Genomic DNA, 11679 nt, shown 5'->3' with positions numbered 1-11679 from the left:
GTATGGCTACGTCGACCCGACTTTCGGAAGACACGACGGTCACTATCGTCGGCGGCGGCTTCGGGGGGCTCTCAGCGGCCGCGTACCTCGCTGCAGGCGGGGCCGACGTCCAACTCCTCGAGCGCCACGATCACCTTGGTGGGCACGCTGGCACCCTCGAATGCGAGGGATTCCGGTTCGATACCGGGCCCTCCTGGTATCTGATGCCGGACGTCTTCGAGCGCTTCTTCGGACACTTCGACAGCGACCCGACGGACTACTACGACCTCGAACGGCTGGACCCGCAGTACCGCGTTTTTTGGAAGGACGACGATCGGGTGACCATCCGCCCGAACTGCGAGCACGTTCACGAGGTGTTCGAATCGTACGAGTCAGGGGCTGGTGATGCGCTGGTAAAGTATCTCGACCGGGCCGAACGGAACTACGAACTGGCGATGGACCGGGTCGTCTACGAGCGTCGCGAGCGACTCTGCGATTTCGTTGACCCCGACCTGCTCCCGCTGGCTCCCCGATTTCGGCTGTTCGGCACGATGGACGACTACGTCTCCCGATACGTCGAGCATCCGAAACTCCGGCAACTCCTCGAATACACGCTCGTCTTCTTGGGCGGGTCGCCACACAACACGCCGGCGCTGTACAGCATTATGAGCCACGTGGATCTGAATCTGAACGTCTTCTACCCCCAGGGCGGCATCGCGGGCGTGGTCGACGCCCTCGCCGACCTCGCGCGGGAGCAGGGCGTCGCGATCGAGACCGGAGTCGCGGTCGAAGAAATCACCGGCGCCGCCGGCGACTTCGTGCTCCAGACGGACGCGGGATCCCGCGAATCCGACCTCGTCGTCAGCAACGCGAACCCGGCCTACACGGAGCAGGAGTTACTCCCGCCGACGGCGCGGTCCCACGACGTCGACTACTGGGAGTCCCGGACGTACGCGCCCTCGGCGTATCTCCTATATCTCGGCGTCGAGGGCGACGTCGATCCGCTCGCACACCACACGCTCGTTTTCCCGCCTGATTGGGACGACCACTTCGAGGCCATCTTCGAGGAGCCGCGGTGGCCCAAAGATCCGGCGTACTACCTCTCTGTGGCCTCTCAGACCGACGATGACGTCGCACCGGCCGGTCACCACGCCGTCGTCATCCTTGTCCCCATCGCTCCCGGACTGGACGATGGACCAGCGAGACGCCAGCGCTTCCGTGACGCGGTGCTCGCCGACCTCGCAGAGAACACCGGGGTCGACATTCGTGACCGAATCGTCGTCGAGGAGTCGGCCTGTGTCAGCGACTTCGCAGCCCGGTTCGACGACCCGCGCGGCACGGCGATGGGACTGGCGCACACTCTCACACAGACCGGGCCGTTCCGCCCCGATCACCGGGCCGAACTGGACGGCCTCTTCTACACTGGCGCTTATACCGCACCGGGTATCGGGATGCCGATGTGTCTCATCAGCGGTGAACACGCCGCGGAGGCGCTCTTCGATGAGTACCCGCAGGTCGCGGCCCGTCCGCAGCCGACCGCGAAATAACTAAAGGGCATATATTATGAGAATTTACTACCATAATTCATATTAGGGCTGCCGCCGACCATAGAGACACCTGATGACTGAGGACCGCATTCTGACGACACACATTGGAAGTCTCCCGCGAGCCCCGGAACTGCTCGAACTGCTGAAGCACCGCCAGGAGGGCGAAGCCGTCGACGAGGACCAGTGGCACGGGACGGTCGTCGAGGCCACCGAACACGTCATCCAGAAACAGGCCGACATCGGCCTCGACATCGTGAACAACGGCGAACAGCCGCGCGTCTCGTTCAACTGGTACGTCGCCAACCGCCTGACGGGTATCGGGAACGAACGCGACGCCCCCCTGTGGGACGACCTCGCTGACTTCCCCGACTACGCCGAGGACGCCTTCTCCGCCGAGGGAATCGATCTCACGAAGCAACCGTCGGTCGTCGGCCCCGTCGAGTACGACGGCGAGGCCGCCGCCCGCGAGGAGATCGACACGTTCTACGACCTCCTGGCGGAGTCCGAGGCCGACTTCGAGGGGACGTTCATCACCGCCGCCTCACCCGGCGTCGCGGCGGCGACGCTCGTCGACGATCACTATGGCTCTCACGAGGAGTTCCTCTCGGTCGTCGGCGACGCGCTCAAGCAGGAGTACGAACTCATCGCTGAGACCGGCGCGACGCTTCAACTCGACGCGCCCGATCTGCTGACGACCGGGCACCGCGGCTTCGGCGACCGACCCGTCGAGAAACTCAAGCCCGTGGTGCGGATGCACGTCGACGCACTCAACGAGGCCACTGAATCAATCCCCGACGAGCAGATCCGGGTTCACACCTGCTGGGGAAGTTACGAAGGACCGCACCACCGCGACAAGCCGCTCGAGGCAGTCCTCCCGATTCTCTACGATATGAACATCGGCGGATTCTCCATCGAAGAGGCCAACCCTCGCCACCAGCACGAGTACCGCGTCTTCCGCGAACACCCGCTCCCCGAGGACTGGACGCTCATCCCCGGTGTCATCGACGTGAAGACCAACGTCGTCGAGCACCCGCAGGTGATTGCCGACCGTCTGGAGCGCGTCGCCGACGCGGTCGACGATCCGTCGCGAATTGTCGCTGCACCGGACTGCGGGTTCGACACGCAAGCGGGCCTCGCGATGGTCCACCCTGACATCGCCTGGAAGAAACTCGACGCGCTCGTCGAGGGTGCCGAGGTCGCGAGCGACCGAATCTTCTGAACACGCTGACTGCTCTCCCCGGCAGTGCGTCGGACGGCTCCTCGCCCGGCCACAGTCGCCGGACGGGTCCCGCCCGCACCATCCGATAGCGGGCTGCCAGCGGCAAACAGCTTTTTGAATCCCTTGGAACTCTATCTGGTATGGACGATCCGATCCGGACGCTGTTCGTCACTGCGGGTCTGGGGGCCGACCCAGGTGATCCGGACCGGTTGGCGCGCGCAAGCGACCAACTCGAGGTGGCGACTACGCCGGCGGCGCACGCACTCGAACATCTGTCGGCGTCGGAGGTCGACTGCGTTGTCGCCGACTACGATCTCCCCGGATACGACGGGTTGGGGTTTCTCGAAGCGGTTCGCGACTCCCACCCTCGAGTGCCGTTCCTGCTATTTACCGACGATGGCTCAGAACACCTCGCGGGCCGGGCCATCGCAGCCGGTGCGACGGGCTACCTACCGAAGTCCGAGGATCCGGAGACGTACGGGACGCTCGCAGACCGGATCGAGGAGAGCGTCGAGGGAACCCGCGGCAGTGTCGGCCTCGAGTTGGAGGGACAGGCGACAATCGGGCTTCTCAGCGACATCTACGCGGTTACCACCGACATCGAACTCACGTTCGAAGAGAAAATCAGGCGGTTGCTGGAACTGGGTTGTGACCGCCTCGGCCTCAGTTACGGGTTCCTCTCGCGGATCGATGCGGAGGAGGGCCACGAGTCCGACGGCACGCAGCAGATCGTCCTCTCCCACGGCGAGCACGACCTGCTCCAGCCGGGGTTGTCGTGTCCGCTCTCGGAGGCGTACTGCCGAAAGACAATCCAAAGTGACGGATTGCTTGCGGTCTCAGATGCCCTCGCGGACGGGTGGGAGGACGACCTCGCATACGACGTCTTCGAACTCGGTAGTTACATCGGCGGGAAGGTGTTCGTCGACAACGAACTCTACGGCACGCTCTGCTTCGCGTCCACGGAATCCCGCGACGCCTCGTTCACCGACGCCGAGCGGACGCTGATCCGCCTGATGAGCAAGTGGGCGAGTTACGAACTCGACCACGATCACGTGACCACCGAACTCGAACGACAGAACGAGCGACTCGAGAACTTTGCGAGCGTCCTCGCTCACGACCTCCGAAATCCGCTGAACGTCGTCGATGGACGGCTCGAACTGGCGCAAGCGGAGTGCGACTCCCCGCATTTGGAACCCATCGCTGATTCAGTCGACCGGATGGAGACGCTGATCGACGACGTGCTCGACCTCGCGCGAGAGGGTCAAACTGTGACAGAGGCCGAGTTGGTCGATCTGGCAGGGGTAGCCAGGGAGTCCTGGAACCACGTCGCGGCCGGCGGGGCACAACTCCAGGTCGAGACCGAGCAGTCGGTACTGGCTGAGCAAAAGCGACTCACGCGGCTCTTCGAGAATCTCCTTCGAAACGCCGTCGAGCACGGTGGAGAGACTGTGCAGATCACGGTCGGTTCACTTGACGACGGATTCTACGTCGAAGACGACGGGCCGGGGATTCCCGAATCCGACCGTGATGACGTCTTCAAGTCGGGCTACACGACGAACGAGGCGGGAACGGGGTACGGACTGGCCATCGTGAGCGAAATCGTCGACGCCCACGGGTGGTCGATCGGTATCGGTGATGGCGACGGCGGCGCCCGGTTCGAGATCCGAACGCGGTGACCCTTGCGTACAGAGAGCCGTCGGAGTTATTAATAGCGAACTGACACAGTATATAAATCGAGCGCTCCGTCAGCCCCTGAATCGCCGGACGAGACGGCAGCATCCGGCGGCACAACGTATATATGCGGTGAAATACCTATATACTGGTATGTCGCGGTCCGCGCTAGTCGGAAACGTTATGTCGATGCTCGAGGACGCCGGGTTCCTCGTGAGCGACCGCTGTGCGATCCGGCCGAAGAGTTTCGACATCGCCGCAAGGCGAGGCGAGGACCTGCTTCTGCTGAAGATTTTGGGCAACATCGACGCGTTCGACGGAACGACCGGCGAGGAGATGCGGCGGCTCGGGACCTATCTCAAGGCGACGCCGATGGTGATCGGCCTCCGCACCCGCGACGAGGATCTCGAACCGGGCGTGGTCTACTTCCGCCACGGCGTGCCGGTGTTAAACCCCGACACCGCGCTCGATCTGTTCGTCGAGGGCGTGCCGCCGCTTATTTATGCCGCACCGGGCGGCCTCTATGTCAACATCGACGGGGACCTTCTCGCCGACGAGCGCGAAGAGCGCGGGTGGAGCCTCGGACAGTTGGCGACCGAACTCGGCGTCTCGCGGCGTACCGTCTCGAAGTACGAGGACGGAATGAACGCCAGCATCGAAGTGGCTATTCAGTTAGAGGAGATGTTCGACCAGCCGTTCTCCAGTCCCGTCGAAGTGATGGACGGAGCCGAGGAAGTGCGCGATGCCGAGCCGATGCCGGACGATCCCGACCCCGAGTCGGACGACAAACACGTCGTTCACGTGTTGACGCGGGCGGGGTTTACCGTCCACCCGACTGCCCGCGCACCGTTCAAAGCTGTCAGCGAGGACGACGGGCGCCGGCGGGACTTCACGCCGATGCTCACCGGTCACTCGTCGTTCACGCGAAGCGCAAAAAAGCGCGCTCGGATTATGTCCTCGCTCGGCGAGGTTACCCAGACGCGGTCGGTGTACTTCACCGAGGACAACTCCAAGCGCGACTCCGTCGAGGGGACAGCACTGGTCAGTTGTACGGAGCTAGCCGCTATGGACGATCCCGAACGAATCCGGGATCTGATCCGCGATCGGTCGCAGGAACCGAGCGAGGCCTGACGGCTGATTTCGGGATTCTTCGCGTCGGGATCGTAGTGCTCAGGACGCGCTGCCGTACGTCTTCTCCAGATAGGCGACGATGTCGTCGCTCTCCGGCATCCCCTCGACGCCGTTGGCCTCGTCGACCAGTACCGGGACGCCCGTCTGGCCGCTGATCTCCTCGACTTCTGTCCGCTCTGCGTGCGCCGAAGGCACCATCACCGACTCGTATTCGAGGTCGAGGTCGGCGAGCTTGTCCTTCACTTTCGCGCAGTACGGGCAGCCTTGCAGTTCGTACAGGACGAGATCTGACATCGATACCTCTTATGAAAGCCCCAGTAAAGAGTCGCCCGGTCCCGTGCGCCGGTTACGCACGTGAGTTTCCGCCGTCAGCTTACGAGTCGCTTCGCACCGCCGGCAATCCGGTCCCGACGGACGATCAGTTCGCTACCAGCCCAGAGGAGTCCGACGAGGCCGGCACCGATAGCCCAGACGAAGTCCCAGCCCGACATCCAGACCGGCCGGAGCCACGGTGTCACGTGCGCCCAGCGCGTCGCGAACTCGGTCATCGGCCCTTCCAGAGCCGTCCCCGCGAACGTAGCACGGATCCGTCCCGCGAAGCCGACGCCCCCGCCCCCGCCTGCAGTGAGATTGGCACTGCCGGTGATCGCGTACGTTCCGCTAGCGTTCAGGTCACGAATCGTCGGTCCGGACGATTCCGGCCCCGTCCCGATTCGTTCAGCGTCGTATGGGCCCCAGGTGGCGTAGTACTCCCAGACGACCTCACCTGTCGGGGTGATCTCCATCACGCGGTGATTCAGCGTGTCGGTGACGAGCGTGTTGCCGTTCGGCAGCCGGTCGGCGTCCCGCGGCCAGTTCAGCGAACCGGTCCCGACCTCCCAGGTCCGCACCCACTCGCCGTTCTCCTTGGCGTACTCGACGATCCGGTTGTTGCCGCTGTCCGCAACGAGAATCGTCGGTGTGCCGTTCTCGCTCACGAGCCAGTCGGGGTTGTGCTGTTCGCGCATCACGTCGTACTCGTCATCCGAGCCGAGTCGCTCGACGATTTCCTTGCTCTGCATGTCGACGACAATCGCCTGATCGAAGTTGCGCGGCGACAGCAACAGGCGGTTCTCACCGACGGGATCGACGTCGTTGACGTGCGACCAGTCGTCGTTGTAGCCACCGTCGGTGCTCGCGGGGAAGTGGTTCTTGAAATACCACTCCCAGGTGATCTCGTCGGTCGAGCGGTTGTAGACGACGATCCGGTCGTCGCTCACGTCCGCCGACTCGTTCCACTCCCGCATATTCGCAATCGCGATGCGGTTCTCCCCAATGTAAGCCACGTCGTGAGTGTCAGTCATATTGAACCGCTTCTCCCAGACGCGCTGTTGGGTCCCGGGGTTCAACTCGAAGACGAGTGTGTCGCCGGCGCGGGGCGAAGAGACGAGCAGATTGCCGTTCGGCAGCGGATCGACGTCGAAGAACCACGCGCTGCCGTCGACCTTGTCGTCGTGAGTCCACTTGAGGTCGCCGCGCGGCCCCACCGAGATCAGTCGTGCGGGCTTCTTCGGGTTGGTATTGCCCTGAAACGTGTAGCCCTGGGTGCTGATGACGGTCGAGCCGTTCGCGGGACTCGTGACTGTGCCCTGCTCCAGGCTCGTCTCTTCGCCGGGATCGTACGTCAGCGCAGAGACCGCAGACGGAGCGAGGAGTCCGAGAACGAGCAGCAGTGCGACGCCGCGCACCACAGTCGTCTGAGAGAGCGAGAACCGGGTCACACGACCGACTGGGGAGTAGGCTTATGAATCTCTTGCGGTCGGCAGTCTGCAGCGAACGAGCAGTCGGCCGTCACACCCGTGCGGTGAGGATCCCGCCGGTCCGCACGACGAAGTAGGCGACGAACGCACCCGCCAGCGCCCAGTGGCCGAGTCGAACGTCACGGCGCTCGCCGGCGGCGAGTTTGATCAGTGGGTACGAGACGATTCCTGCGGCGATGCCGTAGGCGATGGAGTACGCGAAGGGCATCACGAGGATGGTCATCCCGGCGGGGATCGCCTGCGTGAGGTCGTTCCACGCGATGTCGACGACGTTTCTGAGCATCACGACGCCGATGACGACCAGGGCGATGTGGGAGGCGTACAGCGGAATCGCCGCCGCCAGCGGGACGATGGCCAGCGAGAGGACGAACAGCACGGCAACGGTGAGCGCGGTCAACCCGGTCCGGCCGCCTTCTTCGACGCCGGTGGCGGACTCGATGTACGTCGTGACCGTCGAGGTCCCGAGCATCCCACCGACTGTGGTGCCGATGGCGTCGGCCATCAGCGGCTTGTCGATGTCGGGGAGGTTCCCGCCTTCGTCCAGGAAGCCGCCCGCCTGCCCGACCCCCACGAGCGTCCCTGCGGTGTCGAAGAAGTCGACGAAGAAGAACGTGAAGACGATGAGGGTAAACGTGAACCCCTCGACCCGGCTGAGTCCTGAGACGAATGCTCCAGCCAACGGCGTGATGTCGTAGGTGACCGACGCCGATCCGGCCACGAGACCGGCGTCGGGCGCGATCGGACCGAACGCGGTGACCGCCCACCCGACAAGCGTCGTGCCGACAATGCCGATAATGATCGATCCTGGAACGTTCCGAGCGTAGAGCGCGAAGGTGAAGAACAGCCCGAGGACGGAGATAATCGCGACTGGGTTCGACGCAACCGAACCCAGCGTCACGAGCGTCGCGCTGTCGTCGACGACGATCCCCATCGCCTGGAGGCCGATGATCGCGAGAAAGAGGCCGATACCGGTTCCGACGGCAAACTTGACTGGCTCGGGGAACAGGCCGATCACGTACTCGCGGGCTCCAATGGCGGTCAGGACGATGAAGAGTATCCCCTCGACGACGACGGCGGCGAGAGCCGTCTGCCAGGGGACGCCGAGTGCGCCGACGACGGTGAACGCGAAGAAGGCGTTGAGACCGAGGCCCGGTGCCTGGGCGAACGGCCGGTTGGCGTAGAACGCCATCACGAACGTCGCTGTCGCGGCGGCGATGATCGTGACCACCGCGATCATCGACTGGATTTCCCCTGGCGACATCCCGGCGATTGCGATGCCATCGGCACCGGGGATACCCGGCTGGTCGGTCAGGATCGACGGGTTGACCACGACGATGTAGGACATCGTCAGGAACGTCGTCACTCCGGCGAGAATCTCGGTTCGGACCGATGATCCGTGTTCTTGCACATCAAAGAGGTTATTGAGGAACTCAGACAGGTCCATAATGCACGTCTGAGCATACCTTCGATGAAACGGATAACGGTTTCCATTGGGATCGGCGACGGCCTGCGCCGATCACTCGGCGTCGAACGTCGAGAGCGCACCCACCGGGGCGTCGGTGAGTTCACGCGCTCGATCGATTCCCTTATCGCCAACAGCAATGAGCGCGAAGACGCCTGTGACGTCGGCTCCCGCCTGTGCTGCGATGTCGAGAAGCAGTTCCTGCGTCTCGCCCGAACGGATGAGGTCGTCTACCACGAGGACGTTCTCTCCGCGGGTCAGAGCGCGGCCCGGGAGGTAGTAGGTGAGTTCGATCCCGGATGCGAGGCGCTGGCGCGATTCGACGAACTCCTCGACGGCCGTCTCCTTCGACTTCTTCGCGTACGCGACGCGGGCGTCGAAGTAGCCGGCCATCGCTGCACCGAGCGTGATGCCGTCGGTTGCAGCAGTCAGAACGACGTCCGGGCGCTCGAAACCGAGGGCGTTGGCGGCGACCGGGGCGACGAGATCGAGAAAGGACTGATCGAAGACGATGCCGGAGTTGTCCACGTACCCCTCGCCGTCGAACTCGACGCGGGCACGCAGTTCCGAAGCGAGGGCGTCGTGGCCGACACCGTCGACAACCTCGCGGGCGCGTTCGATGCCCGGAAGGACGTGCCCGTTGACGTACCGATTGAGATCGCCGGAGGGAAGCCCGGTGAGCTCGGCGAGTTCGTCGTACGTCCGGGTCTCTTTGAGCATCCGAAGGACGGCGACCGCCTGCAGTTGGAGGGCCGCTTTCTCCGCTCTGTTCATATCACGATGTGCGATGGTACGCAAGTATGAATATGTCGATACATATTTACCAGCAAATAACCACGAACGTGGTCAGATAGCGCCCGATCGACGCTATCCCCCGGCCAATTAGTCCGACTCCTTGGCAAGCAGGTCGTCGGCAGTGACGAGCGCGTCGAGTTCGACGTTAGCCTCGGCGAGTCGGTCCGCTGCGCCCTCCTGTCGATCGACGACGACGAGGGCGCGGTTCACGACCGCCCCCGCCTCGCGCAGCGCTTCGACCGCGTCGAGCGCGCTCTTTCCGGTCGTGGCGATGTCCTCCAGAACGACTACCTCTTCGCCGTCTTCGAGCCGGCCTTCGATGCGGTTACCGGTCCCGTACTCTTTGGCCTGCTTCCGCGCGATGACGTAGGGCTTCCCTGTCTCGACGCTCGTGACGGCGACGAGCGGGACGGCACCGAGCGCCACGCCGGCGAGTTTCTCTTCGTGGACCTCCGTTGCGAACGCCTCGGCGATGAGGTCGAGGCAATGTGGGTCGGTCTCGAAGAGATACTTGTCCACGTAGTACTCAGAGGTGCCTCCGTGTGAGAGTTCGAACTCCCCGAACTTGACGGCGTCCGCGTCGCGGAGCGCGGCGATGAGTTCGTCGTTCGTCATTAGCCACAAGAGCGCGTGGGAGGCGTTTAAACGGGACGATTTGCCCCGACGACGAAGATAGCCGGGCTTCAAACCACGAAGCCACGACAGAGAGATCAGGCAGTCGCGCCTGAATGATCAGGCAGTTAGGCCGGAACGACCGGGTAGTCGCGCCTGAACGACCGAGCGGCCGCGGTCCGGTCGTGATGTGGTAGCGGAGGCGGGGCGGTGCAGTAGCGGAAACGGGGCGGAGTCGCTAGGTGTCAGACCGTGAGGCTCGCTCCGCGAGCCGAGCGGCCTTTTTCTCTCCAGGTTTTTGCCGGGGGGTTCGAGGCCGCGCTCAGCGCGGCCGAGGACTCCAAAAAAAGTGGGTTAGTAAGGCTCCCCCTTCAGCCCGAGCACGTACGCAACGACGTTGGTGCCGACGTGCAACACCGGGGTGAGGACGACGATGACACCGAGCACGGGGGGCGAGAAAGTCGCGCTGAACCACGCGAAGTCGAAGAGCGCGGCGCACCCCAGCGCGCCAGCGACGAAGTCGAGTTGATCGACGACGGGAAAGGACACGCCGCGTTCACGACCGGTCCGGCGCTTGAGAAACGAGGCCGTGATGTCGCCGAGCATCGCGCCGAACGCGAGACCGAGCGCCGCCGTGATCGGAAACGTCGGGAGAGCAACCCCAGTCATTCGGACGATGACCGGCGCGAAGACGGTCAGCACCTGCGCGAGGACGAGGCCCGCAAGGGTCCCCACTGCCGTCCCGCGCCAGGTCTTCCCATCGCCGAGAAGGCGACGGCCGCCCAGCGTCCGACCGCCGTCGATCGGCGCGCCGCCGCCGGCGAGGACGGCGACGTTGTTAGGAACGTACGCGGGCAACATCGCCCAGAATGCAACGGTCACCAACTCGAGCAGCATAGTACCGCGTCCAGTGGGCGGGCACAAAAGTGTCTACGATTCGTGCGTCGCGTCCGCCGGTCCTGCGTCGATCGTCGATGCAATCGAAGTGGAAATCACGTCAGGTCGCCTCCTCGAGCGTCTCGAAGCCGTCCCAGCACTGGCAGTCGAGGTCGTCGAGCGTATCGACCTCGTCGGGGAGGTCCGATATCGGCATCCCATCGCCGTATCGGTCGCACCCGTCGGTGTGGATAGAGAAGTCGTCGGTCGACATCACGGGCATAGCGACGATTGGTTGGGGTCACGCAAAAGTGTTCAGGCCGCGGTACGGCTCTGGAATCACCCCACGAGCGACGCTCGGCGCGGATCGTAGTGCTACTCCAAATCAACCCACCCGTTTTAGCCAATAGCCACACCGTGTCGTCGGTGGAGGGTTCGACGTGGTAGATATCCCAACGCTCGATCGGCGGTTGGGCTGTAGGTTCGTGCCCGGCGAGTACAGCGCATCACTCCGTTCAGTTTCACTGAGGCCGGATGATAGAGATACGAGCGCATACCCCCGCCTTCTCGTGAGTGACGAGTGTTCCG

Annotated in this window: 11 protein-coding genes; 4 read left to right on the top strand and 7 right to left on the bottom strand. The window is 63.9% G+C overall.

Annotation, left to right across the window (positions count from 1 at the left end):
* Nucleotides 1-2: 2 nt before the first annotated feature.
* From ABEI27_RS00550 to ABEI27_RS00535, 4 genes are all read left to right on the top strand, one after another.
* Entirely contained in the window at nt 3-1526 is a 1524-nt protein-coding gene (locus ABEI27_RS00550; RefSeq protein WP_375797468.1) for a phytoene desaturase family protein, read from the top strand.
* 73 nt (nt 1527-1599) lie between these two features.
* Nucleotides 1600-2745 carry a methionine synthase gene (locus tag ABEI27_RS00545; protein ID WP_375797467.1) on the top strand — a complete coding sequence of 382 codons (1146 nt, stop codon included), beginning with the start codon at nt 1600-1602 and terminating at the stop codon, nt 2743-2745.
* 140 nt (nt 2746-2885) lie between these two features.
* Nucleotides 2886-4421, top strand: coding sequence for an ATP-binding protein (locus ABEI27_RS00540; protein ID WP_375797466.1), 1536 nt, complete (start codon nt 2886-2888; stop codon nt 4419-4421).
* Between the two features lie 148 nt (nt 4422-4569).
* The gene (locus ABEI27_RS00535) at nt 4570-5547 is read left to right on the top strand and encodes a transcriptional regulator (RefSeq protein ID WP_375797465.1); all 978 of its coding nucleotides are present in this window, start codon (nt 4570-4572) and stop codon (nt 5545-5547) included.
* A 39-nt stretch (nt 5548-5586) separates the two neighbouring features.
* Here ABEI27_RS00535 and ABEI27_RS00530 read toward each other — a convergent pair whose 3' ends face one another.
* The 7 genes from ABEI27_RS00530 to ABEI27_RS00500 all read right to left on the bottom strand — a co-directional run bounded on the left by ABEI27_RS00530 (nt 5587) and on the right by ABEI27_RS00500 (nt 11374).
* Nucleotides 5587-5841 (bottom strand): glutathione S-transferase N-terminal domain-containing protein, encoded by a 255-nt coding sequence (locus ABEI27_RS00530; protein ID WP_375797464.1) that lies wholly within the window; start codon nt 5839-5841, stop codon nt 5587-5589.
* A gap of 74 nt (nt 5842-5915) precedes the next feature.
* The gene (locus ABEI27_RS00525; protein ID WP_375797463.1) at nt 5916-7307 is read right to left on the bottom strand and encodes an aryl-sulfate sulfotransferase; all 1392 of its coding nucleotides are present in this window, start codon (nt 7305-7307) and stop codon (nt 5916-5918) included.
* A gap of 70 nt (nt 7308-7377) precedes the next feature.
* The gene (locus ABEI27_RS00520) at nt 7378-8790 is read right to left on the bottom strand and encodes an NCS2 family permease (protein ID WP_375797462.1); all 1413 of its coding nucleotides are present in this window, start codon (nt 8788-8790) and stop codon (nt 7378-7380) included.
* A gap of 72 nt (nt 8791-8862) precedes the next feature.
* Nucleotides 8863-9582, bottom strand: coding sequence for a phosphoribosyltransferase family protein (locus ABEI27_RS00515; RefSeq protein WP_375797461.1), 720 nt, complete (start codon nt 9580-9582; stop codon nt 8863-8865).
* A gap of 108 nt (nt 9583-9690) precedes the next feature.
* A complete protein-coding gene (gene pyrE / locus ABEI27_RS00510; RefSeq protein WP_375797460.1) occupies nt 9691-10218 on the bottom strand; it encodes an orotate phosphoribosyltransferase in 528 nt (175 codons plus the stop codon).
* A 351-nt stretch (nt 10219-10569) separates the two neighbouring features.
* Nucleotides 10570-11112, bottom strand: coding sequence for a CDP-2,3-bis-(O-geranylgeranyl)-sn-glycerol synthase (locus ABEI27_RS00505; protein ID WP_375797459.1), 543 nt, complete (start codon nt 11110-11112; stop codon nt 10570-10572).
* A 100-nt stretch (nt 11113-11212) separates the two neighbouring features.
* On the bottom strand, nt 11213-11374 hold the full coding sequence (locus tag ABEI27_RS00500) for a hypothetical protein (protein WP_375797458.1): 162 nt from the start codon (nt 11372-11374) through the stop codon (nt 11213-11215).
* Nucleotides 11375-11679: the final 305 nt, after the last annotated feature.

Source organism: Halobellus sp., from assembly GCF_042218505.1.
Lineage (GTDB): Archaea > Halobacteriota > Halobacteria > Halobacteriales > Haloferacaceae > Haloquadratum.
Note: the sequence above shows the minus strand (reverse complement) of the source record. Positions and strands in the feature narration are given on the sequence as shown.